The following is a 22,129-nucleotide window of genomic DNA, read 5'->3' on the forward strand; positions in this document are numbered from 1 at the left end:
GTCAGACGGAGTCGTCCGCACCGCCGTCGGCGCCGCCGTCCTGCACGCCGGGCGTGCCCTCGGCACCACCGTCAGCGGGACCCTCGGCACCACCATCGGCGCCACCGTCGTGCACGCCGGGCGTGCCCTCGGCACCACTGTCAGCGGGACCCTCAGGAGTCGTCTGGCTCATGTCGCTACCTCCTCGATGCGATCGTGGCGGTCGTGGACACGGCCGCCACGATCCACGATGGCACCGTGGTGAGCCCCCGCAACTCGGGGGCCGATGAGGTCAGGAACGCGACAGCGCCTTCCAGTCCGCGCCGGTCCACACGCCCGTGGCGGGGCGGCCGAGCGAGGACTGCTTGGCCTTGACCGCTGCCGTCGTCTGCGCCCCGAAGTAGCCGGTCGAGAGCTTGAGGGACAGGCCGAGCGCACGTTGCAGCACCAGCACCGACCGTCCGGTGTCCAGGCTCTTCAGCGAGAGCTTGGAGTAGTTCTTCAGGCCGTAGGCGCGTGCCGAGGTCGCCGTGTACTGCTTGGCGACGTTGGTCTTGACCGAGGAGGTCCGCAGGATCGCCCACGTCGGCTGGTCCAGCCCGCCGGTCTTGGGCAGGTTGTTGGCCCGCTGCCAGCTGATCAGCTTGGCCCGCAACCCGGAGTCGAACGTGCCGGTCCTGCTCCGCCCGAGCAGACCTTGGGCGGTCGAGACGGCACTGTGCCGCTGGCCGTACTCCAGCGTCGGCAGGTTGGTGGTCTTGATCAGGGGGCTCGGCGCGGGACACGGCTTGAGGTTGACGGCCTTGGTGTCCACGGCCGACGGCTGTCCCGCGAATCGCTGGCACGGTCCGTAGTCGGTCGGCTGGACCGCACCTCGCCACCACGAGGTGTTGCCGCGCGCGCCGTTCCACGAGAACGACACGTGGATGTGGTCGGTGTGGCCAGAGCTGGCCCGCCAGCCGTCCTTGGCTCGGTAGGAGGCCCAGATCTTCTTGTTGTAGATGACGTACATGACGCCGAGCCGGCGGGCGGCCCGCCCGTTGTCGCGCGTCAGCCACCCGAGGAAGTTGGCCGCGGCCGCCTTCTCCTTGGAGTTCTTGACGTTGACCATCCAGTCCCAGGCGCGCCCGTCCGCGTGCTCGGAGCTGCCCTCCGCACACGTGCGGGCGGTGTTGCCGGCACCGCCGACCCCGTAGGTCTTGAGCACGTGGGAGCGGAGCTTGGCGACGCCCGTCGGCGTGCCCGGCTGGCAGGCGTTCTGCGGGGCGTACGCCGGCACCGGGTCGAGGGCGTGCCCGACCGGGCCGGGCGCCTTCATGCCCTTCGGCGAGGACGGGAACGGCACCGGGGTGGTGGCTCCGTGAGCCGTCCCTGCCGATGCCGTCACCGCCAGGACGGCAGCGGTCAGTGTGATCGCGAGCTTGCGCATGATTCTCCCTCGAGGCCCCGGAAGGGCCCGGGTCGAGGACCAGTGTGCGCACCATCGGACCCTTCTGTCACTCCGTTCACAGAACTACATCACTGTAGTTTCTTCCCGTCGTTCCAGGGAGTCATCCACACGCGCAGGAGGCGAGCGCCGCCGCGGCGGCGTCGAGGGCGTCGCGGGTCTCCAGGGCGCTGATCTCCTCGGTGTCATCCACCATCAGGGCGACGGCCAGCGGCACCCCCCGGGCATCGGTGACGTAGCCGGCCAGGGAGTGGACGCCGGTCAGGGTCCCGGTCTTGGCGCGGACGAGGCCGGCCCCGGACGAGGCGTCCCCGTCCATGCGATCCTCCAGCGAGCCGCTGAAACCACCCACCGGCAGCGCGGCCAGGAGATCCGGCCACGCCTGCTCGCTGATGCCGAGCGCCACCGTCTGGGCGAGGGTCACGGGCGCGATCCGGTTCCCGCGGGACAGGCCGCTGCCGTCCTCGAGCTCGAGGCCGGCCGTGGGGACGCCGGCCTCCTGCAGGACCTCGGCGACGGCCGTCCCACCGCCGGCGAAGTCGGCCTCCTGACCCTGCGAGATCGCCACGTGGCGGGCCAGGACCTCGGCCGCCTCGTTGTTGCTGGACAGGGTCAACGCCTCCACCGCCTGCTCCACCGTCGCTCCCTGCACCGTCGCGATCGGCTCGGTGTCCGGGGCCTGCGCGTCCTCGACGTCTCCGGTGACGTCGACGCCCTGTCGGCGCAGCAGCCGGGCGAACGTCTCGGCCGCCGCTCGTGCGGGCTCGGAGGACCGCACCCCGCGCGAGATGCCACGGTTCGTCCACAGCGGAGCGATCGGCGTGACGATCTGACCGGAGACGTACCCGTTCTCCCAGTCGGGGTTGTCCCCCGGGCCGGTGAACAGGGTCGTGTCGTAGCCCAGCGAGACCTCCTCGGGCCCGTCCCCCTGCGACGCGGCCTCCTGCAGTGCGGCGGCGGTGCGCTCGGCCAGCGTCGTGAGGTCGGCGCGCTGGGCGTAGCCGCTGTCGTCGCGGGAGGCGACGAGGTACGGGTCCCCGCCGCCGACGAGCACGAGGGCGTCGCCGTCCCGCGCGACGGACGTCTCGAACCGCTGCTGCGGGTCCAGGGCGACCAGGCCGGCCGCCGCGGTGAGGACCTTGGTGGTGGAGGCCGGCACGAGGGTCTCCGGGCCGCTGGAGAAGACCTCCTCACCGGTGGCCGGGTCGACGACGGAGACACCGACCCGGTCACCCAGGGCATCGGCCTCGAGCGGTCCGGAGAGCGCGTCCTCCACGGCGGCGGCATCGACGCTGGCGCGCACGGGCGCACGTGGATCCCGCGCCGCGAGACCGTCGGCCCGCTCGAGCCCGGCGGGGTCGGCCACCGCCTCGGGACCACAGTCGCCACCACACACCACGGCGTTCAGCCGCCCGGTGCTCCACGCCGCCGCGACGAGGACGCCGAGCACCACGAGGACCAGCCCGATGCTCAGCACGAGCCACGCCGGGCTGACACGCCCCCTCGCTGATCGGCGTCGATTCACATGGGCCAGACTAGGTCCACCCCGCCGACGCGACCGAGAGGCCCGAGCACCGTGATTTTCGATGTGACTGTGGAGATCCCCAAGGGCGAGCGCAACAAGTACGAGGTCGACCACGCGAGCCACCGCATCCGTCTGGACCGCACGCTGTTCACCGCGACCCAGTACCCCGCCGACTACGGCTACATCGACGAGACGCTCGGCCTGGACAGTGACCCGCTCGATGCCCTCGTCCTGCTGCCCTCCCCCACGTTCCCCGGCTGCGTCATCACGTGCCGCGCGATCGGCATGTTCCGCATGACCGACGAGGCCGGCGGCGACGACAAGGTCCTGTGCGTCCCCGCGACGGATCCGCGCCAGGAGCACCTGCGCGACATCCACCACGTGCCCGAGTTCGACCGGCTCGAGATCGAGCACTTCTTCACGGTCTACAAGGACCTCGAGCCCGGCAAGTCCGTCGAGGGCTCCACCTGGACCGGCCGCGCCGAGGCCCAGGCCGAGGTCGAGCGCAGCTTCCAGCGCTACAAGGACAACGGCGGCTACTGACCGTCCCACCGGCCCCCTGATTCCCATGTCGACATGGGCGGAATCAGCACAGCTGCACGACATTCCTCGATTGGCACGGGCTGCTTCCCGTGAAGATCGAGGAAAACCATGCAGCAGGGTGCAGGGTCAGACGTTCGGCGCGGGGCCCATCACGACCGGGCCCATCACGACCGGGCCCATCACGACCGGGCACTGCCACGCAGCAGGGCGCGCATCGTCTCGGCGAAGACGTCGACGTCCAGCTCGGCGTCCAGTGAGCGCATCGCGCCCAGCCCGATGCCGAGGCTGAGCAGTGCCGTCGCGGACTTGCGTGCATCGATGTCCAGCGCGAGCCCGGCGTCGGCCATGACCTGGTCGATGAGCCGGGCCGAGGCCTCGACGAGCATCCGGTGGCGCTTGACCAGCTCCGAGGCGACCCACGGGCTGTGCCGCGCCACGGCGGCGAACTCGACCTCCAGCGCCGTCCACCGCGGGTGGCCGAGCTTCTCGCGCACCCACCCCGCGAACGCGTCGATGCGGCCGTCGATGTCGGCATCGACGGTGAACGCGGCGACGACGCCCTCGATCTGCTCCTCGTGGATGGTGTCGAGCACCGCCATGCAGAGCTCTTCCTTGCCGGCGAAGTTGGAGTACACGGCCCCCTTGGAGAAGCCGGCCGCGACGGCCACCTTGTCCAGCGACGTCGCGGCGTAGCCGGCGTCGAGGAACAGCTCGCGCGCCACCTCGATGAGCCGCTCGCGCGTCTGCGCCTGCCGCTCTGCCCTCGTCCTGGGCGCCTGCTCGACCGTCACCGGTTCTCCCTCTCCGTCACACACATCACCTTGGCACACCGTTCGGATACCGATAGTATCCGAACGGTGATCACCACGGACACCATCATCGTCGGCAGCGGCTTCGCGGGCATGGGCATGGCCATGAAGATGCGCGAGGCCGGCCGCACGGACTTCATCATCATCGAGAAGGCCGACGACGTCGGCGGCACCTGGCGGGACAACACCTACCCCGGTGCCGAGTGCGACGTCCAGAGCCACATGTACTCCTTCTCCTACGAGCTCAACCCCGAGTGGTCGCGCGAGTACTCGGCCCAGCCGGAGATCCACGCCTACATGCGCTCCGTGGCCGACAAGCACCGGCTCGACGACGTCATCCACTACGAGACCGAGATGACCGGCGCGACGTGGGACGAGCACACGCTGCGCTGGACGGTCACCACGAGCAAGGAGACCTACGAGTGCCGCGTGCTGGTCTCCGGCATCGGTGGCCTGCACATCCCCAACATCCCCGAGCTCCCGGGCGCTGAGACGTTCGACGGCCCCCGCTTCCACTCCGCCCGCTGGGACCACGACGTCGACCTCACCGGCAAGCGGGTGGCCGTCGTCGGCACCGGCGCGAGCGCCATCCAGTTCATCCCCCAGATCGTCGGCGACGTCGCCCAGCTCGACGTCTACCAGCGCTCCGCACCGTGGGTCGTGCCCAAGCTCAACCACGACATCACGGGCCGCAAGGCACGCCTGCTGACCAAGGTCCCCGGCGGCACCCGCGCCTACCGCAACGCGCTGTACTGGATGAACGAGGCCACGCAGCTGGGCTTCACCGGACCGGCGCAGGGCATCACCAAGCTCGTGGAGAACAAGGTCGCCGACTACATCCGCAAGACCGTCGACGACCCCGCCGTGGCCGAGAAGCTCATCCCGGACTACCGCCTGGGCTGCAAGCGCGTGCTCAAGACCGACAACTACGTCCCGGTCTACAACCGGGACAACGTCGAGCTCGTCACCGACGGCATTCGTGAAGTGACGCCGACCGGCATCGTGACCATGGAGGGTGACTTCCGCGAGACGGATGTGATCATCTACGGCACGGGCTTCCACGTGACCGACGCCTTCGAGTGGGTGCACGTCACGGGCAAGGGCGGGCGCGACCTGTCCAAGACCTTCGACGAGCACGGCATCGAGACCTACCTGGGCATCTCGGTGACGCACTTCCCGAACTTCTTCCTCATGCTGGGCCCCAACACCGCCCTCGGGCACAACTCGGTCGTGTTCATGATCGAGCAGCAGACGAAGTGGGTCCTCGCGATGCTCGACGAGATGGACGAGCGCGGCGCCGAGGCCGTCGAGCCCACCGCGCAGGCACAGCGCGAGTTCAACGACCAGCTGCAGGAGAAGGTCGAGAAGGGCGTGTGGAGCCAGGGCGGCTGCACCAGCTGGTACCTGGACAGCCAGGGCAAGAACCGCACCATCTGGCCCGGCTTCACGTTCCGGTACTGGTGGCGCACCCGCAAGGTCGAGTCCGACCACTTCGCCTGGCAGAAGGCGGCCTGAACCGTGCCGGGCGACGAGCTCCGCGACCGTGGGATCCCCGACGGCCCGCGGGGCTCGTCGTGGCGCATGACCATCGCGTTCATGCGTGACCGCAAGACCCTCGTCCCGCACCTGCACGAGCAGTACGGCGACACGTTCTCCATCTCGATCCTGCCCGGCCCGCGCCACTTCGTGATCTTCAGCGACCCGGCCGACGTCAAGGAGATCTTCGCGTCCGACCCGGCACAGCTCCATGCCGGCAAGGGCAACGACATCCTCAAGCCGGTCATGGGCCGGCACTCGGTGCTGCTCACCGACGACCTGGAGCACCAGCGCGCCCGCAAGCTGCTGATGCCCGCGTTCACGGGACCGTCGATGCGGGGCTACGTGCCGCTCGTGGAGTCCATCGCCAAGGCCGAGGTGGACTCCTGGCACGACGGACAGCGCCTGGTGACGCTGGACCGGATGAACGCCATCACCCTGGACGTCATCCTGCAGGTGGTCTTCGGCGTGACCGACGAGGAGCGTCTGGCGGTGCTGCGACCCAAGGTGAACCGGATGGTCGACATCGACGTCCGCATCCTGCTGGCGTGGCTGATCCCCCGGCTCGGTGCCCTGCCGCCGTGGCGGGGCTACTTCAAGAACCAGCGGGCCGTCGACGCGCTGCTGTTCGCCGAGATCGCCGACCGCCGGGAGGCCCACGACCTCCAGGGCCGCCAAGACGTGCTCTCGAGACTGCTGCGCGTCGGGGCCGAGGACAGCACTCCCGCGCTGAGCGACGTGGAGATGCGCGACCAGCTCGTCACCCTGCTGCTGGCCGGCCACGAGACCACGGCGTCGGCCCTGTCGTGGACGCTGCACGAGCTCGGTCGCCACCCCGATCTGCACGTCCGAGCGGTGACGGCCGCCCAGACCGGTGACGACGCGTTCCTGGAGGCGTGCCTGAAGGAGTCCATGCGCCTGCACCCCATCATCGACTTCGTGGCGCGAACACTGCAGAGCGAGCAGGTCGTGGGCGGGTACCGGCTCCCGGCAGGCGTCACGGTCTCGCCGTCGATCATGCTGTCGCACTCCCGCGAGGAGAGCTTCGCCGATGCCCACGAGTTCCGGCCCGACCGCTTCCTGACCGACACGATCGCGGCCAACACCTGGATCCCCTTCGGCGGCGGTGCGCGTCGCTGCATCGGCGCCGCGTTCTCGCTCATGGAGGGCACCGTCGTGCTGCGCGAGGTGCTGCAGCGCTTCGACGTGCACGCGGAGCGGCCCGCCCCCAACCGGCTGCGCAACATCACCAACGTCCCGGCCGACAAGGCCCCCCTCGTTCTGCACCGCCGCTGACCCAGGCCGGACGCGCGGTCTCGTAGGCTCGTGGACGTCAGCATCGTCGGGACTCAGGGGACCACGAGATGTACGAGAAGTGGAGAGGTCGTCGACAGCTCGCCACGCTGCGACCCGGCGACGGCAGCGCGCTGCCGCGCTACCGCGCTCACCAGCTGTTCACTCGCTCCCTGTTCTTCCTCGAGCTCGTCGATGACGCGGGGGAACCCCACGTGTACGCAGTCGACGTGCGCCTTCTCGCCGACTCGCTCAGCGACATGGAGGAGGACGAGGGCGACGACGACGCGCCGCAGGCTGCGCTCTACCTCGACGGCGTGCAGACCCACCGTGCCGACGTACCGGCGACCTTTCCCGTGCCGGACGGGATGATCCAGGTCGCCACCAGTCTGTACGGCCTCAAGCGCATGCATCACGTCAGCGAGTCCGGGGCCGAGCGGACGCTGCAGCCACACCGGTCCTCCCAGGAGGGCCTTCGGGCACGGTTCGCGAACCGCTTCCCCCGGTGGAGCAGCGCGATCGGGCTGGTGGCGATCCTCGTGCTCCTCGTCGGTCTCGTCGTCGGGATCCCGCAGGCCCTTGAGCTGATCACCCAGCAGGACCGCATCGCCGAGCAGGTCGGAACGTTCACGTCCCCGATCCAGCTGCCGGGCTGGGCCGACGTCACCCTGCTGGTGGCGGGGATCCTCGCCGCGACCGAGCGTGCCCTGACCCTGCGCAACCACTGGCTCGTCGACGCCGACACCACGTGGTCGACGCTGGGCTGAGGAAGCCGCGCCGCCGACCGCTAAGCGCTTGCTTAACCTGTGTGTAGGGTCGGGCCATGCGTGCTGTGCAGATCACGTCGCTCGACGGGCCGACGGCCGTCGAGGTGACCGAGCTCCCCGACCCCACCCCCGCCGAGGGGCAGGTGCTGATCCGCGTCAAGGCGGCCGGCGTCGCCTTTCCGGAGGTCCTGCAGTCCCGCGGGCTCTACCAGCTCAAGCCGGACCTGCCGTTCGTGCCGGGTGCCGAGGTGGCCGGTGAGGTCGTCTCCGCCCCCGACGACTCCGGCTTCTCCCCCGGCGACCGGGTGTGCGCCCTGCCCCTGCTCGGTGGTTACGCGGAGCTGGCCGTGGCGCAGGTGGGCACCGTCTTCCCGCTTCCCGACTCGGTCTCCTTCGAGGCCGGCGCGGCCCTGCCGTTCAACTACCTGACGTCGCACTTCGCTCTCGTCGAGCGCGGACGTCTCGCCGAGGGCGAGTCCGTGCTCGTGCACGGCGCCGCGGGCGGGATCGGCACCTCGGCCATCCAGGTCGCCAAGGCTTTCGGCGCCGGGCGCGTCGTGGCGGTGACGTCCACCGCCGAGAAGGGTGCCGTCGCGATCGACGCCGGCGCGGACGAGTTCGTGCTGGCCGACGGCTTCCTGGAGTCGGTCAAGGCCTCCGGCAAGGTCGACGTCGTGGTCGACCCCGTCGGCGGCGACCGCTTCACCGACTCGCTGCGCAGCCTCAAGGAGGACGGCCGCCTGCTCGTCATCGGCTTCACCGCCGGCGAGATCCCGCAGGTCAAGGTCAACCGGCTGCTGCTCAACAACATCAGCCTCGTGGGCGTCGGCTGGGGTGCCTACGCCATGAGTCGTCCCGGTCACTTCGTGCAGGAGTGGGACGCCATCGCGCCGCACGTCGCGTCCGGGGCGCTGAACCCGCCGATCGGTGCGACGTTCGACCTCGACGACGTCACGCAGGCGCTGCTGGCCATCGACGAGCGCCGCGCGACCGGCAAGATCCTGCTCACCCCGTGAGGTCGGCCGTGAGGTCGGCCCATGAGGTCGGCCCATGAGGTCGGCACAGTGACCTGGTTCCACCTCCTCACCCCTGCGCAGACCACCGGCCTGCTGCTGGAGGGTCTGGACGTCGTCGCCGGACGAGTGCTGCCGCAGGACGAGGCCACGTTCGCCGACGCCGACGCCGCCCGCGCCGCCTTCGGTCACCCCGCACCGTCGGCGGAGGCCGGGCAGTTCGTGGACTACCTGCTGCTGCCCGACGACCTCCCGGTGCTCGACGTCGCAGTGCTCGAGGTGGGGGGCGGCGAGCTCGCCCCGACGCGGGTGCCGTCCGGTGCGTCCTACTGGCGCCTGGAGGCTGACGGGTCGCGGCACCTGATCTCCCACTTCGACACCCCGGCCTTCGGCTGGCGCAACATGCGTGGTCCGGTCTGGCCGACCAGCGACGTCGGCCTGCGGGCCCGATGGCGGGACCTCGACGTCATCGCCGCGTTCGAGGACGGGACCGACGACGTGCACCTCGTGGCCCGGGCAAGCGTCGACGAGGATCCGCCGGACGGCTTCGAGTGGACCAAGACCCGCGTCTCCCGCCGCACCGTCCCCGCCGGCGAGTGCGAGCTCTACGAGCGGGTCTCGCTCGTCGTGCACGACGGCGCGCCCGGACGCGTCGTCGACGTCACCGACGGCATCGCGACACTGATGCTGGAGCGGCCCGTCGAGGGCTCCCGCGAGCTGGCCCCCGGCTGGCACGACCTGCGCCTCCCCGAGTCCGAGCTGGCCGACGTCCTCACCCGAGACGTCCTCCGCTCGGCCTGACGTCACCCCCTCCGCGTCGCCACCGCCAGTGCGCGCTCACCGCGTGTCGAACCTCGCGAGCGGGTTGGCAAGGGTGCCGGCGAACATCAGCGACTGGGCCTGGTCGGCCAGGTCCACCATCTCCAGCGTGTTGCGCAGCTGGAGCCGGTTCAGGCAGGAGTGGTCGAGCTCCTCGGCGAACAGGTCGTAGCGGGCATGCGCGTCGGCCAGCTCGGGGTGGTCGACCTGCAGGTCGCGCAGGCAGGCGGCGGCGATGCCCCAGAAGGTCGCGCCGTCGAGCACGCCGTCCTCGGCCAGGTCGGCCGCGAGGAAGCGCAGGAAGCCGTCGACGACGTCGGTCAAGATGCTCAGTGCGCGCATCGACTCCGGGACGTCGGCCCGGATCCGCTCGATCTCGGCCGGCAGCGGACCGTCACCCAGGACGGCCACCTCCTCGCCGACGTCCTTCATCAGGATCCGCGTCGGCACATGGTCCTCCAGGACGAGGATGACGTTCTCCCCGTGCGGCATGAAGGCCAGGTCGTGTGCCCAGAGGCAGTGCGCGACGGGTCGCAGGTAGGCGTCGAGGTAGCGGCGCACCCACTCCCCGGGGTCGAGCGCCGACGCCCGGACCAGCGCGGCGGCGTGACCGTGACCGTGCCGGTCGCGGTGCAGGAGGGCCGTCATGGTCGACGCCCGCTCGGTGGGCCCCAGCCGGGCACCGGGGCTCTCGCGCCACAGGGCGGAGAACATCTTCGCCTGCGGCGAACGGCCGGGCAGCTGCCGGTAGACGCCCCCGGTGTAACCGATGGCGGCACGTTCGCGCAGCACGTCGAACCCGCACGAGCGCAGCTCAGGATCGGCCGCGACCACGCCCTGGACCCAGTCGTTGATGGCCGGGGTCGCACCCATGTAGTGCGGGGAGAGGCCCCGCATGAAGCCCATGTTCTGGATGGACAGCGCCGTCTTGACGTACTGCCGCTCGGGCCGGGTGACGTTGAAGAACGTACGGATGGACTGCTGCGGACGGTAGGCGTCGCGGCTCACGTCGAGCGGGACGATGTCGCGGCGGGCGACGTCGGCGGCGAACGTCACCGCCAGCTTGTTGGTCCACTGCCAGGGATGGGCGGGCATGAGCAGGTAGTCGGCGGGGTCGAGGCCGAGGTCAGCCAGCCGACCGAGCAGGGCGTCGTGCTCGTCCTCGCCGAGCTCGTGGGCGTAGAGGGTGCGCTCGTCCAGACCGTCTCCACACGACAGGTGCGCGTGCTCGCGACGCACGCCCAGCCACACGAGGTGGACGTCGCTGCCGGTCTCCGGCGCGTAGGCGCGGTAGTCGTCCAGGCCGAAGCCGATCCGACCGTTGTTGGCGATGAACGCGGGGTGGCCCTCGCTCATCGCCGACTCGATGGTCTGCAGGTCGGCGTGCACGAGGTCGGCCGACGAGAGCGTGTGGTGGGCGTCCTTCCAGGCCGCCGCGGCGAGCGTCGCGCTGAGCTCCTCCAGGTAGGTGGCGAGCAGGCTCTCGGGGATGCCGAGGTCGGTGTGCAGCTCGGCGACGAGCTCCAGCGCGTCCGGGTCTGCCGGGACACCGGCGCGGTCGCACGTCACCGACCACGGGTCCACGACCCAGTGGTCGAGCTCGTGGCAGTGCGCGTGGAAGCGGTAGGTCGAGTCCCCGGCGTGCACCACGTGGAAGGTCTCGTCCCCCGCGACGGGCTCCGGGGCGAGGAGCCGCTCGTGGGAGAGCTCGGCGAGCGCCTTGGCGACGAGGCGTCGCTGTGCCCGTTGCATCGACTCCGGGGTGAGGTGCCCAGCCCGATCGAGCAGCCGATCGAGCGGCGGGCTGGTGGGGATGTTGGTCATGCGGTCTCCTGACGCCCCAACGGGCTCTCGGCGAAGCGTTCGCGGGTGCAGAGGCTGAGCGCGGCCCGCTTGTCGGGCAGGTCGACGAGTCGGTCCACGAGGAAGCCCGCGCGGGCGTTCAGCTCGGCGACGGCGTGGTTGCGCTCGTCGGGCTCCACGACGAGCCGGCCCACGGCCGGGTCGTCGAAGCAGTGCGCCATCACGGCGGTGAACACCCGGGCGGTGAAGCCGCGGACCGGCTCCTCGGTGGGTGCGACGAGGACGTGCATCCCCAGGTCGCCGGACCGGGCGTCGTAGCGGCCGGCCAGCGGGGAGCGCGCCGGGTCGTAGGTCTCGGCGAGGAATGCCGGGACCCGGTCGACTCGGCCGAGCCACGCGTGGTGGTCCGGGTCGGCCGCGATGCGCTCGTACTCGACACGCACGTCCTGGAGCGTCGCTCCCTGCATCATCCAGAACACCGCCTTGGGGTCGGTGACCCACGCGTGCAGCATGGTCACGTGCTCGTCGACGTCGAGCGGCTCGAGCCGGACGCCCGGGACGGCGCGCCCGGCGGCGGCCCTCACCGCCGGCCTCCGACCAGGGCCGACGCCCCCGCGGGGCCGAACTGCTGGAAGGCGATGCGGTCCTCCACCGCGTACACCTCACGACCGGCGATCTGGTTGATGATGACCGAGCTGCGGTGCGCCCCCATGCCCAGGTCCGGCGCCACGAAGCCGTGCGTGTGCTCCTCGGCGTTCTGCACGTGGATCGTGCCGGCGTCGTCGACCGTGTAGTGCGACGAGACGTCGTAGCGACCCTGCTCGTCCCACCGGATGCGCTGACGCAACGGCTCGACGAAGCCCGGCACGTGGGACCGATAGCCGGTGGCGAGGACGAGCGACTCGGTCGTGGTGCGAAACGGCACGCCCGTCTCGGCGTGGTGCAGCTCCAGCGCATGGTGACCGGCGTCCGCGTCCCACGTGGCCGCGGTGAGCGACGTCCCCGTCAGCAGGTCCGTCGTGACCGGACCGGCGACGCTCTTGCGGTAGAGGGTGTCGAAGATGTCGTCGACGAGGTCGCCGCTGATGCCCTTGTACAGCGGCTTGTGCTCGGCGAGGAGACGGTCCCGCGTCTCGGCGGGCAGCGACTGGAAGTACCGCGTGTACTCCGGTGACGTCATCTCCAGCGTCAGCTTGGTGTACTCCATCGGGAAGAACCGCGGCGAGCGCGTCACCCACGTCAGCCGGTAGCCGTGGCTGTCGACGTCCTCCAGCAGGTCGCGGTAGATCTCGGCCGCGCTCTGCCCGCTGCCGACGACGGTGATGGACCCGGTGGCCTGCAGCGCCCGCTTGTGCTCGAGGTAGTCGGCGCTGTGCAGGGCCGGGCCCCCACGCCCGGTGTCCCCGCCGGAGGTCTGCACCACGTCGCGCAGGGCGTCCGGGACGTGTGGCGACGTCCCCGTGCCGAGCACGAGGTGGCGGGCGCGGTGGGTCTCGGTGCCGTCGGGCGTCAGGGAACGGACGACGTAGACGGTCTCGTCCCCCGCTCCGGGCTCCGCGACGATGCTCTCGACGTGCCGACCCAGCAGCACCGTGCCGAGCCGGTCCGCCGCCCAGCGGCAGTAGGCGTCGTACTCGGCACGCAGCGGGTAGAAGCTCTCCCGGATGTAGAAGGGGTAGAGCCGTCCGGTGTGCTTGAGAAAGTTGAGGAAGGAGTACGGCGACGTGGGGTCGGCCATCGTCACGAGGTCGGCCAGGAACGGCACCTGCAGGGTGGCGTCGGGCAGCAGCATGCCCGGGTGCCAGGCCAGCCGCTCTCGCGACTCCAGGACGATGACGTCGAGCCCGTCGACGGGCGCCGCGAGGCAGGCCAGGCCGAGGTTGAACGGCCCCGCACCGACCGCGATGACGTCGTGCACGTGACCCTCGACGGCAGCGAGGTCCCGAGCGCTCATCGGCCGACCTCCTGGTAGGGATGCGTCTCGTCGAGCAGGTCCCGTCCGGCTGCACGAACCTGCTCCAGCACGACGCGGACGTCATCGATCGTCGCGGCAGGGTTCAGCAGCGTGAGCTTGAGCCACGAGCGACCGTCCACGGTGGTGCCGGCGACGACGGCTCGCCCGCCGCGGAACAGCGCCGCCCGGATCCGCGGGTTGACGTGGTCCGCCACGTCCTCGGGGAGTCCGTCCGGCCGGTAGCGGAAGACGAGCGTGCTCAGCGCGGGTGCGACGCGGATCTCGAGGTCGGTGTCGTCGCGCAGGATCGCGTGGCCCTCCCGCGCCAGGTCGATCACGGTGTCGAAGCCCTCGCCCACCGCGTCGGCCCCCATCATCCGCAGCGTCAGCCACAGCTTGAGGGCGTCGAAGCGGCGCGTGGTCTGCAGACTCTTGTCGACCTGGTTGGGCAGCGTCGCCGTGCGGGGGTTGAGGTAGTCGGCGTGGTAGGTGACGTGCCGCAGGGTGGCGCCGTCACGCACGAGCACCGCGCTGGAGGACACCGGCTGGAAGAACGTCTTGTGGAAGTCGACGGTCACGGAGTCGGCCCGCTCGATGCCGGCGATCAGGTGACGCCGACGGGTCGAGGCGAGCAGCCCACCGCCGTAGGCAGCGTCGACGTGCAGCCACACGCCGTGCCGTTCGCACACGTCGGCGATGTCCTCGAGCGGGTCGATGGCGCCGAAGTCCGTCGTGCCCGCCGTCGCGACCACGGCCATCGGGACCTTGCCCGCCGCACGGCAGCGGGTGAGCTCGAGGTCGAGCCTGTGGGGGTCCATGCGGTGGTGGGCGTCGGCGCGCACCGCGACCACGGCATCGGCGTCCAGGCCCAGGACGGTCGCGGACTTCTGCACGCTGAAGTGGCTGTCCACCGAGGCCAGGACGCGGAACCGCGCCATCGTCTCGGCAAAGGGCGCGGCGGCGTCGGCGTGGCCGGACAGGAACGCCTCGCCGCGCGCCAGCAGCAGGGCCTGCAGGTTGGAGTGCGTGCCGCCGCTGGTGAAGACACCGTCCGCGGCAGTGTCGCCGGCCGGACCGAAGCCGATGCGTTCGGTCGTCCAGTCGATGAGGCGGCGTTCGATGAGCGTGCCGCCCGCGCTCTGGTCCCAGGTGTCGAGGGAGGAGTTGATCGCGGAGACGAACACCTCGGCCAGCAGGGCGGGGACGGCGACGGGGCAGTTCAGGTGCGCGGCGTACGTCGGCTCGTGGAACCAGACGGCGTCGCCGAGGTAGACCTCGCCGAGCTCGGCCAGCACGGCGTCCACGTCCCCGAGCGGGGCGTCGAGGTCGACGGCCTCCACGGCTGGGGCGACCTCGTCGACGGTCCGCCCCGAGAACGGGCCCTCGACGTCACGGACCCGGCGCACGAGGGCGTCGACCCCACGCTGCATGGTGGTGGCATAGTGCTCGACGGTGTCGGCACCGAACAGATGATGCTTCACGCCATCCCTTCCCGAGAATGCGGATGATCCGCTAAGGCAAGCCTCACCTAACCAGATGTCTCGGCAGGCGACAAGCCCGGCCGGTGCGAGGCTGCTCACATCGTTTCCAGAGGAGAGCCATGCACTCGTTCCACGGCTTCCCCGAGGCCGCGTTGGACTTCTACGACGACCTCGAGATCGACAACACCAAGGCCTTCTGGACCGAGCACCGCGGCATCTACGACACCTCCGTGGCCGCACCGATGCGGGCCCTCGTCGCCGGGCTGGAGGACGAGTTCGGGCCGGCCAAGGTGTTCCGCCCGTTCCGCGACGTGCGCTTCTCCAAGGACAAGACGCCGTACAAGACGCACCAGGGCGCCTTCGTGGCCGCCGGCGCGTCCACGGGCTGGTACGTGCAGGTCGGCGCACCGGGCGTCCGCACCGGCGCCGGCTTCTACCGCGCCGAGCCCGCGCAGCTCGCCGCCATCCGCGAGGCGATCGACGACGCCCGCAGCGGCCGCCGGCTCGAGCGGATCCTGGCCGCGCTGGTCGACGACGGCTGGAGCGTGGGAGGGGATCGGCTCAAGACCTCACCACGCGGCTACGACGCCGACCACCCCCGCATCGAGCTGCTGCGGCACCGTTCGCTCGCCCTCTCCCGCGACCACGGGTTCGCGCCGTACGTGCACACCGCCGACCTGCTGGACCACGTCCGCGCGGACTGGCAGGCCGCTCGCCCGCTCGTCGACTGGGTCGTTCGCGCCGCCGGCTGACCAGGGAGGCCCCTCGAACCGCCACCCGTGCGCCGGACAGATCAGACCGTGGGGGGATGATCGCGCCCGGCGGCGGCCCTAGGCTCGACGCCATGACGGTCGTGAGGCGGGGCGACGGACCGTGGCGTCTCGGACCGCGAGCCCGCCGCTGGTTCGACGCCGTCCTGGCCACCACCCTCGTGCTCGGCTCGTCCGTCATGATCTCCATCGGGGTGGCCGCCCTCCTGCTCAGCCTGGCGCAGACCATCCCGCTGTACCTGCGACGCGTGAGGCCGGCGACGACCTTCACGCTCGTCGCGGCGGCCAGCGTCGCCCAGGCCGTCCTCGGACAGGAGCCGATCTGGGGACAGCTGGCCTTCCCCGTCGCGCTGTACTCGCTCGCCCGCTACGGGCGCCCCCTGCAGGGCTGGCTGGGGCTCGGGACCGGCCTCGCCGGCGCAGCCACGGCATCCATCGTCTGGACGCGGTCATTCAACACCGACGTACCCCTGGAGTACCGCGGCGACCTGGAGTGGACCTCCTACCTCCCGATGTTCCTGACCATCGGCGCCATCGTCATCGCCGCCTGGGCCCTGGGCACCCAGAGCCGCGTCCGCGTGGCCTACGAGGCCACGCTGCTCGAGCGTGGCCAGCAGCTCGCGGCCGAGGCCGAGCAACGAGCCCTCATGGCCGCCACCGACGAGCGCTCGCGCATCGCCCGCGAGATGCACGACGTCGTCGCGCACGGTCTGTCCGTCGTCATCGTGCAGGCCGACGGCGCCCGGTACGCCGCCGCGCAGGACCCGCAGGTCGCCGTCGACACGTTGGGCACGGTGGCCGAGGCCGGCCGGGACGCGCTGGGTGAGATGCGGCGCCTCCTGGGCCTGCTGCGCGGGACGACCGACCCTGGTCTCGCGCCCCAGCCGGGCCTCGGCGACCTCCCCGACCTGCTGGCCGCCGAGGTGGAGACCGGCCGGGTGGTCGTCCACCTCCCCGACCCTGCACCGAAGGTCTCCAGCGGCGTCGGGCTCACCGTCTTCCGCCTCGTGCAGGAGGCCCTGACCAACGTGCGCAAGCACGCCGGCGCCACCGCCACCACCACCGTCCGCCTGCGCGCGACCTCCGGGTTCCTCGAGGTCGAGGTCGTCGACGACGGGCACGGCGCGGCGTCCGGTGAGGGCTCGGGCCTGGGCCTGCTGGGGATGCGGGAACGGGTCGAGGTGCACGACGGGACGCTCGTCGTGGGCCCCGAGCCCGGGGGCGGGTGGGCCGTGCGTGCGAGGATCCCCCAGTGAGTGAGGACCGGTGAGCGAGCGCCAGCGAGCGACCCGACGGAGCGTCGTCGCGCCATCACCGCACTCTTCTGCGCCTTTCTTGACGGTGGTGACGCGATGACCGAGAACCCGATCCGCGTCCTGATCGTGGACGACCAGCAGATGGTGCGTGCGGGCTTTCGGATGCTCGTGGACAGCCAGCCCGACATGCACGTGGTGGGCGAGGCCGGGGACGGCCAGGAGGCTCTGGAGCGCCTGGCCGAGACCCCGGCGGACGTGGTGCTGATGGACGTGCGGATGCCCCGGATGGACGGCGTGGAGGCGACGCGTCGCCTCACCCCGGACGACGGTCCGAGGGTGATCGTGCTGACGACCTTCGACCTCGACGAGTACGCCTTCGCCGCACTGCAGGCGGGCGCATCGGCCTTCCTGCTCAAGGACGCGGCGCCCCCGGACCTGCTCGGTGCCATCCGGGCGGTGCAGGCCGGGGACGCCGTGGTCGCACCCTCCACCACCCGACGCCTGCTGGACCACTTCCTCACCTCCGCGCCCCGGGTCGGAGCCTCGACGGCCCCCCGCCCGACCTCCGAGCGTCGCCTCGCCGAGGTCACGGCCCGTGAGCGGGAGGTGCTGGGTCAGGTGGCCCGCGGTCTGACCAACACCGAGATCGCCGAGACCCTGTTCGTGTCCGAGGCCACGGTCAAGACCCACGTCAGCCGCCTGCTCGCCAAGACGGACTCGCGCGATCGGGTCCAGCTCGTGCTGCTCGCCCTCGAGGCCGGGCTCGGCGACTGAGCGACGACCCGCCCTCATCCCGTGGGATGAGCCGGCCCCTCCTCGTCCACCCCGGGCATGAGGAGCAGGACCAACCCTCGAGGTGACGATTCCGGGCGCCACGATCCATAGCGTCGTGGACATGATCACGACGACACCGGAAACCTCCACCGCCGCCTCCGCTCGCGGCCTCACCAAGACCTACGGCACCGGGCCGGCGGCCGTGCACGCCCTCGACGGCATCGACGTCGACCTCGCCCCCGGTCGCTTCACCGCCATCATGGGCCCGTCGGGCTCCGGAAAGTCCACGCTCATGCACTGCCTCGCCGGACTGGACCGTCCTAGCGCCGGCATGGTGCACGTCGCCGGCATCGCCCTGCAGGACCTCGGGGACGACGAGCTCACCCGGTTCCGCCGCGACCACCTCGGCTTCGTCTTCCAGGCGTTCAACCTGCTGCCGATGCTCACGGCCCGGCAGAACATCATGCTGCCGCTGGAGCTCGCCGGCCGTCGCACCGACGACGCCACCGCACGTCGGCTCGAGCAGGTCGTCGACGTGCTCGGGCTGGCCGACCGTCTCAGCCACCGGCCCGCCGAGCTCTCCGGCGGGCAGCAGCAGCGGGTCGCCATCGCCCGTGCGCTCGTCGGCGACGCCGCGATCGTCTTTGCCGACGAGCCCACCGGAAACCTCGACAGCACCACCTCCGCCGAGGTGCTGTCCTACCTGCGACGCACGGTCCGCGAGCTGGGTCGGACCGTCGTCATGGTGACCCACGAGCTGGACGCGGCCGCATACGCCGACGACGTCGTAGTCCTCGCCGACGGCCGGGTCCGCACGCATCTCACCGCCCCGGACGGGGCCGAGCTCGTCGCCGCCCTCCAGGCCGACCCGACCACGGAGGTGGCCCGATGAGAACCGTCCTGATCGCCTCCCTGCGCACCCACACACGTCGCTACGTCGCCGCCCTCCTCGCGGTGACCATCGCCGTCGGCTTCGTCGTGGTCACGAACGCGCTCGCCTCCGCCACCAAGAACGGCCTCTCCGCAGGGGTGGACGAGGCCTACCCCGGGGCCGACCTCGTGGTCGGTGACCAGTACGGGCTGCCCGAGGAGGACGTCGAGACCACCCTGGCCGAGGCGGATCGCAACGGCGACGCCGCCGCCGTCGTGGGCAGTGGGTGGATGCCGGTGTCCGTGGACGGCACCTCCCTCGGTGACGAGACCTCCGTCAGCACGGTGGCCGAGACCCCCGAGCTGCGACGTCAGGAGGTCACCTCCGGGCGAGCCCCCGAGGGGGCCGACGAGGCGCTCGTCGACGAGGCCGCCGCCACGGCCGCCGGCATCGAGACCGGGGACACGCTGACGCTCGGGCGAGGCGCTGAGGCGCAGGAGGTCGAGGTCGTCGGACTGGCTGCCTCCACGTCCTACCTGTCCGCCGACGTGCACGTCCCGTGGGCGACGCTGTCGCAGCTGCCCAGCACCGCCACCGACGCCGTGACCTACGCCGCCGCTGACGGCTCCTCCGTCGACTCCCGGGCCGACGCCCTGCGCGAGGCGGTCTCTGCGGAGGTCCGTTCGCGCGACGACTACGTGGACGAGCGCGTCACGACGGTCAACCAGGGCGTCGACGTCGTCAGCTACCTGCTGCTGCTGTTCGCCGCCATCTCCGGGTTCGTCGCGGTGCTCGTCATCACCAACACCTTCACGATCCTGTTCGCGCAGCGCACGCGCGACCTCGCTCTGCTGCGCTGCGTCGGCGCCACCCGTAAGCAGGTGCTGCGCTCGGTGCGGCTGGAGTCGCTCGCGCTCGCCGTCATCGCCTCGACGGTCGGTCTCGTCGGCGGCGCCGCTGCCGGGTACGGCATCGCCGCCGTCGTGCGGCTGTTCCTCAGTGACTCGGTCGGCGCCGTCGAGCTCTCGGCCGCGTGGTTGGCGCCCGCCTTCGTCGGTGGCGTCCTGACGACGCTCCTCGCCGCCTGGTGGCCGACCCGCGCCGTCGTGCGCGTGAGCCCGCTCGCCGCGCTGCGGCCCGCGGCGGACCCGGGCGTCCAGACCGGCTCCGGGCGGTGGCGCATCGCACTGGGCACGATCGTCGTGGTCCTCGGAGCCGGCGTGCTCGCCGCGGCGGCCGCGGCCGAGAGCATGGAGCTGCTGATGCTGGGCGGCATCACGTCGTTCGTCGGCGTCCTGCTGCTCGGGCCTCTCGTCGTTCCGGCGCTCCTGCGCCTGCTCGGTGGCGCGCTGGGCCGCACCGGCCCGTCGGCCCGCATCGCATCGGCGAACGCCGTCCGCAACCCTCGACGCAGCGCGGCCACCACGGCATCGCTGCTGGTCGGAGTGACCCTCACGACGGCCGTCCTCACCGGCATGGCCAGCGCCCGAGGCACGCTCGACGACCAGATGGACGCCGATCATCCCGTCGACGTCGCGCTCACCGGGACCAGCGCGGTCGACGAGTCGTTGCTGACCGCGGTGCAGGATGCCCCGGACGTCGACGACGCCGTCGCGGTGCCCGGTGCGGTGGCCGACGTCGAGGCGATCGGTGACGTCACCGTCCTCGGCCCGAGTGCCGAGGAGCAGGCGGTGGCCCGCGAGGCCGAGGCCCTCACGGCCGGCGAGGGCGAGATCCTCGTGCCCATCACGCTGCTCCGCGACCTCCCGGACGGACTGCCCGAGGAGGTGACGGTCACGGTGGGTGGTCGCGAGACCGTCCTGCGCACCACGGTCGTCGGCACCGACTGGGGGCCGAGCGCCCTGGTGTCACCCGACACCCTCGCCGAGATCGGTGCGGTCTCGGAGCCGATGGCCCTGTGGGTGCGAGCCGACGACGGCGCAGACGCCGACGCCATCGGCGGCGACCTCGGCGCCCTGGCGCGTGATGCCGGCCTGGAGACCACCAATGCACTGCAGGACCGGGCCTGGGTGGACCTGCAGATGAACGTCCTCGTCGGGGCGGTGCTGGGCCTGCTCGGCGTCGGCGTCGCGATCGCGCTCGTCGGCATCGCCAACACCGTCGGACTCTCGGTGCTGGAGCGCGGACGTGAGCACGCCCTGCTGCGGGCGCTCGGGCTGACCAAGCGCCAGCTGCGGCGGGTTCTCGCTGCCGAGGGCCTGCTGCTGGCGCTCGTCGCGGCGCTGCTCGGGACCGTGCTCGGCGTGACGTACGGCTGGCTCGGCGTCGTGACGGTGATCCAGTCGTCGATTCCCGCAGCATCGGTCGTGGTGCCGTGGGGTCAGCTGGCCGGCGTGGTCGCGGCCGCTGCGGCAGCCGGGCTTGCCGCGTGCGTGCTGCCGGCTCGACGCGCTGCCCGCGTCACCCCGGCCGAGGGCCTCACCCTCGACTGAGCCCGAGCAGCCCGGCCGGCTCCGGGCCCCGGCGTCACCTCCCGACGCCGGGGCCCGATGCGGCACACTCGGGCCATGGCCGACTCCGCACTCACCCCGTTCTGGCGCGCCGTCAACACGGTGCACGCCGTCGTCTACTTCGCGCCCGACGCCAAGGAGCGGTACGAGGCGCTCGGCCTCAAGGGCTACTGGATGGGGTACTTCGCCTCCCGCGGTGCCGCGCTCGGCACGCCGGGCCCCGAGCTGGTCACCGCGACGTTCCACGGGTTCTCCCCCGCCATCGTCGCCCGCGCCCTGCCGGACGCGTGGTCGATGGCCGACCGCGACGCCGTCCTGGCCGAGCGCGCGGCCGTCGCGGCCGACGCGCTGCGTCCCGGACTGGCCGACCACGACATCGCGGCCATGACCACCCGCCTGGCCGGGGCGGCGAAGGGACTGGACGTCGCGGGCAAGCCGCTCGCCGCCGCGCAGCTGTCCCTCACCGCACCGGCCGACCCGGTGCAGGCGTTCTGGCACCACCTGACCGTGCTGCGGGAGTTCCGCGGCGACTGCCACGTCGGCGTCCTGGTCGCCGCGGGGCTGAGCGGCACGACGTCCAACGTCCTGCAGGTGGCCGTGGGCAAGGCGCCGGAGCACCAGCGGCAGCTCCGCGGCTGGACCGAGCAGGAGTGGGCCGCTGCCGTCGAGGACGTGCGGAACCGTGGCTGGGTCGACGCCGACGGCGCGGCCACCGAGTCCGGCCGCGTCGCCCGCGAGCGCCTCGAGGACGCCACCGACCGCTCCTGCGAGGCCTTCATGGACCGGGAGTCCACGGCGCACGCCGTGGCGGTGAGCGACGCACTGCGGGCCGCGGCTCGCGCGGTGCTCGAGTCCGGGGTCGTCGCCTTCCCGAACCCGACCGGCAACCAGCGCCCCTGACCAACGCTGACTGGGGGTGCCCCCTGCACGGAGCCTGCGGAGGGCTCGGGGGCGAGACTTCCCCCACGCCGACGAGAGACTTCTCCTCCGGTGACGAGAGACGTCTCCGCGGTGACGA

At 71.6% G+C, this 22,129-nt stretch carries 20 protein-coding genes; 12 read left to right on the forward strand and 8 right to left on the reverse strand.

Features of this window, described 5'->3' with window-relative positions:
• Position 1: 1 nt before the first annotated feature.
• From ACHAAC_RS03035 to dacB, 3 genes are all read right to left on the reverse strand, one after another.
• Complete coding sequence (locus tag ACHAAC_RS03035) at positions 2-172, reverse strand: hypothetical protein (protein ID WP_435714454.1); 171 nt, start codon at positions 170-172, stop codon at positions 2-4.
• A gap of 99 nt (positions 173-271) precedes the next feature.
• A complete protein-coding gene (locus ACHAAC_RS03040) occupies positions 272-1,408 on the reverse strand; it encodes a peptidoglycan-binding domain-containing protein (RefSeq protein WP_435714455.1) in 1,137 nt (378 codons plus the stop codon).
• Positions 1,409-1,529: 121 nt separating this feature from the next.
• Positions 1,530-2,951, reverse strand: coding sequence for a D-alanyl-D-alanine carboxypeptidase/D-alanyl-D-alanine endopeptidase (dacB, locus tag ACHAAC_RS03045; RefSeq protein WP_435714456.1), 1,422 nt, complete (start codon positions 2,949-2,951; stop codon positions 1,530-1,532).
• Between dacB and ACHAAC_RS03050 the strand changes: the two genes are divergently transcribed.
• The gene (locus ACHAAC_RS03050) at positions 2,952-3,494 is read left to right on the forward strand and encodes an inorganic diphosphatase (RefSeq protein ID WP_435714457.1); all 543 of its coding nucleotides are present in this window, start codon (positions 2,952-2,954) and stop codon (positions 3,492-3,494) included.
• A gap of 179 nt (positions 3,495-3,673) precedes the next feature.
• Here ACHAAC_RS03050 and ACHAAC_RS03055 read toward each other — a convergent pair whose 3' ends face one another.
• Positions 3,674-4,285 (reverse strand): TetR/AcrR family transcriptional regulator, encoded by a 612-nt coding sequence (locus tag ACHAAC_RS03055; RefSeq protein WP_435714458.1) that lies wholly within the window; start codon positions 4,283-4,285, stop codon positions 3,674-3,676.
• A gap of 66 nt (positions 4,286-4,351) precedes the next feature.
• Here ACHAAC_RS03055 and ACHAAC_RS03060 point away from each other — a divergent pair, with 66 nt between their 5' ends.
• The 5 genes from ACHAAC_RS03060 to ACHAAC_RS03080 all read left to right on the forward strand — a co-directional run bounded on the left by ACHAAC_RS03060 (position 4,352) and on the right by ACHAAC_RS03080 (position 9,713).
• A complete protein-coding gene (locus ACHAAC_RS03060) occupies positions 4,352-5,818 on the forward strand; it encodes a flavin-containing monooxygenase (RefSeq protein WP_435714459.1) in 1,467 nt (488 codons plus the stop codon).
• A gap of 81 nt (positions 5,819-5,899) precedes the next feature.
• A complete protein-coding gene (locus ACHAAC_RS03065) occupies positions 5,900-7,135 on the forward strand; it encodes a cytochrome P450 (protein WP_435714460.1) in 1,236 nt (411 codons plus the stop codon).
• A 68-nt stretch (positions 7,136-7,203) separates the two neighbouring features.
• Positions 7,204-7,899: a hypothetical protein gene (locus ACHAAC_RS03070; protein WP_435714461.1), complete on the forward strand. Its 696-nt coding sequence runs from the start codon at positions 7,204-7,206 to the stop codon at positions 7,897-7,899.
• A 56-nt stretch (positions 7,900-7,955) separates the two neighbouring features.
• Positions 7,956-8,915 (forward strand): NADPH:quinone oxidoreductase family protein, encoded by a 960-nt coding sequence (locus ACHAAC_RS03075; protein WP_435714462.1) that lies wholly within the window; start codon positions 7,956-7,958, stop codon positions 8,913-8,915.
• A gap of 21 nt (positions 8,916-8,936) precedes the next feature.
• Positions 8,937-9,713: a hypothetical protein gene (locus ACHAAC_RS03080; protein WP_435714463.1), complete on the forward strand. Its 777-nt coding sequence runs from the start codon at positions 8,937-8,939 to the stop codon at positions 9,711-9,713.
• Positions 9,714-9,749: 36 nt separating this feature from the next.
• On the opposite strand, the gene ACHAAC_RS03085 is transcribed toward ACHAAC_RS03080, so the two are convergent.
• The 4 genes from ACHAAC_RS03085 to ACHAAC_RS03100 are packed head-to-tail and all read right to left on the reverse strand — an operon-like array spanning position 9,750 to position 14,969.
• A complete protein-coding gene (locus ACHAAC_RS03085) occupies positions 9,750-11,555 on the reverse strand; it encodes an IucA/IucC family protein (RefSeq protein WP_435714464.1) in 1,806 nt (601 codons plus the stop codon).
• Positions 11,552-12,118 (reverse strand): GNAT family N-acetyltransferase, encoded by a 567-nt coding sequence (locus ACHAAC_RS03090; RefSeq protein ID WP_435714465.1) that lies wholly within the window; start codon positions 12,116-12,118, stop codon positions 11,552-11,554. Before ACHAAC_RS03090 ends, ACHAAC_RS03085 begins: the two co-directional genes overlap by 4 nt.
• Positions 12,115-13,488, reverse strand: a complete 1,374-nt coding sequence (locus tag ACHAAC_RS03095; protein ID WP_435714466.1) for a lysine N(6)-hydroxylase/L-ornithine N(5)-oxygenase family protein — start codon at positions 13,486-13,488, stop codon at positions 12,115-12,117. Before ACHAAC_RS03095 ends, ACHAAC_RS03090 begins: the two co-directional genes overlap by 4 nt.
• Complete coding sequence (locus ACHAAC_RS03100; RefSeq protein WP_435714467.1) at positions 13,485-14,969, reverse strand: pyridoxal phosphate-dependent decarboxylase family protein; 1,485 nt, start codon at positions 14,967-14,969, stop codon at positions 13,485-13,487. Before ACHAAC_RS03100 ends, ACHAAC_RS03095 begins: the two co-directional genes overlap by 4 nt.
• Positions 14,970-15,088: 119 nt before the next feature.
• Here ACHAAC_RS03100 and ACHAAC_RS03105 point away from each other — a divergent pair, with 119 nt between their 5' ends.
• The 6 genes from ACHAAC_RS03105 to ACHAAC_RS03130 all read left to right on the forward strand — a co-directional run bounded on the left by ACHAAC_RS03105 (position 15,089) and on the right by ACHAAC_RS03130 (position 22,011).
• The gene (locus ACHAAC_RS03105) at positions 15,089-15,721 is read left to right on the forward strand and encodes a DUF2461 domain-containing protein (RefSeq protein ID WP_435714468.1); all 633 of its coding nucleotides are present in this window, start codon (positions 15,089-15,091) and stop codon (positions 15,719-15,721) included.
• A gap of 92 nt (positions 15,722-15,813) precedes the next feature.
• Positions 15,814-16,995, forward strand: coding sequence for a sensor histidine kinase (locus ACHAAC_RS03110; protein WP_435714469.1), 1,182 nt, complete (start codon positions 15,814-15,816; stop codon positions 16,993-16,995).
• A 96-nt stretch (positions 16,996-17,091) separates the two neighbouring features.
• Complete coding sequence (locus ACHAAC_RS03115) at positions 17,092-17,769, forward strand: response regulator (protein WP_435714771.1); 678 nt, start codon at positions 17,092-17,094, stop codon at positions 17,767-17,769.
• A 121-nt stretch (positions 17,770-17,890) separates the two neighbouring features.
• Entirely contained in the window at positions 17,891-18,661 is a 771-nt protein-coding gene (locus tag ACHAAC_RS03120; protein ID WP_435714470.1) for an ABC transporter ATP-binding protein, read from the forward strand.
• Positions 18,658-21,093: an ABC transporter permease gene (locus ACHAAC_RS03125; RefSeq protein WP_435714471.1), complete on the forward strand. Its 2,436-nt coding sequence runs from the start codon at positions 18,658-18,660 to the stop codon at positions 21,091-21,093. Before ACHAAC_RS03120 ends, ACHAAC_RS03125 begins: the two co-directional genes overlap by 4 nt.
• A gap of 75 nt (positions 21,094-21,168) precedes the next feature.
• Complete coding sequence (locus ACHAAC_RS03130; RefSeq protein WP_435714472.1) at positions 21,169-22,011, forward strand: SCO6745 family protein; 843 nt, start codon at positions 21,169-21,171, stop codon at positions 22,009-22,011.
• Positions 22,012-22,129 lie beyond the last annotated feature (118 nt).

This window comes from Aeromicrobium sp. CF4.19 (genome assembly GCF_051262555.1).
Classification (GTDB): Bacteria; Actinomycetota; Actinomycetes; order Propionibacteriales; family Nocardioidaceae; genus Aeromicrobium.

Bases quoted from the DNA above. Each gene is read 5' to 3' on its own strand.
- ACHAAC_RS03050 (WP_435714457.1), top strand. From the start codon at position 2,952: ATGGGCCAGACTAGGTCCACCCCGCCGACGCGACCGAGAGGCCCGAGC.
- ACHAAC_RS03115 (WP_435714771.1), top strand. From the start codon at position 17,092: ATGACCGAGAACCCGATCCGCGTCCTGATCGTGGACGACCAGCAGATG.
- ACHAAC_RS03075 (WP_435714462.1), top strand. From the start codon at position 7,956: ATGCGTGCTGTGCAGATCACGTCGCTCGACGGGCCGACGGCCGTCGAG.
- ACHAAC_RS03130 (WP_435714472.1), top strand. From the start codon at position 21,169: ATGGCCGACTCCGCACTCACCCCGTTCTGGCGCGCCGTCAACACGGTG.
- ACHAAC_RS03120 (WP_435714470.1), top strand. From the start codon at position 17,891: ATGATCACGACGACACCGGAAACCTCCACCGCCGCCTCCGCTCGCGGC.
- ACHAAC_RS03070 (WP_435714461.1), top strand. From the start codon at position 7,204: ATGTACGAGAAGTGGAGAGGTCGTCGACAGCTCGCCACGCTGCGACCC.
- ACHAAC_RS03125 (WP_435714471.1), top strand. From the start codon at position 18,658: ATGAGAACCGTCCTGATCGCCTCCCTGCGCACCCACACACGTCGCTAC.
- ACHAAC_RS03080 (WP_435714463.1), top strand. From the start codon at position 8,937: ATGAGGTCGGCCCATGAGGTCGGCACAGTGACCTGGTTCCACCTCCTC.
- ACHAAC_RS03105 (WP_435714468.1), top strand. From the start codon at position 15,089: ATGCACTCGTTCCACGGCTTCCCCGAGGCCGCGTTGGACTTCTACGAC.
- ACHAAC_RS03110 (WP_435714469.1), top strand. From the start codon at position 15,814: ATGACGGTCGTGAGGCGGGGCGACGGACCGTGGCGTCTCGGACCGCGA.
- ACHAAC_RS03040 (WP_435714455.1), bottom strand. From the start codon at position 1,408: ATGCGCAAGCTCGCGATCACACTGACCGCTGCCGTCCTGGCGGTGACG.
- ACHAAC_RS03095 (WP_435714466.1), bottom strand. From the start codon at position 13,488: ATGAGCGCTCGGGACCTCGCTGCCGTCGAGGGTCACGTGCACGACGTC.
- ACHAAC_RS03065 (WP_435714460.1), top strand. From the start codon at position 5,900: ATGCGTGACCGCAAGACCCTCGTCCCGCACCTGCACGAGCAGTACGGC.
- ACHAAC_RS03085 (WP_435714464.1), bottom strand. From the start codon at position 11,555: ATGACCAACATCCCCACCAGCCCGCCGCTCGATCGGCTGCTCGATCGG.
- ACHAAC_RS03035 (WP_435714454.1), bottom strand. From the start codon at position 172: ATGAGCCAGACGACTCCTGAGGGTCCCGCTGACAGTGGTGCCGAGGGC.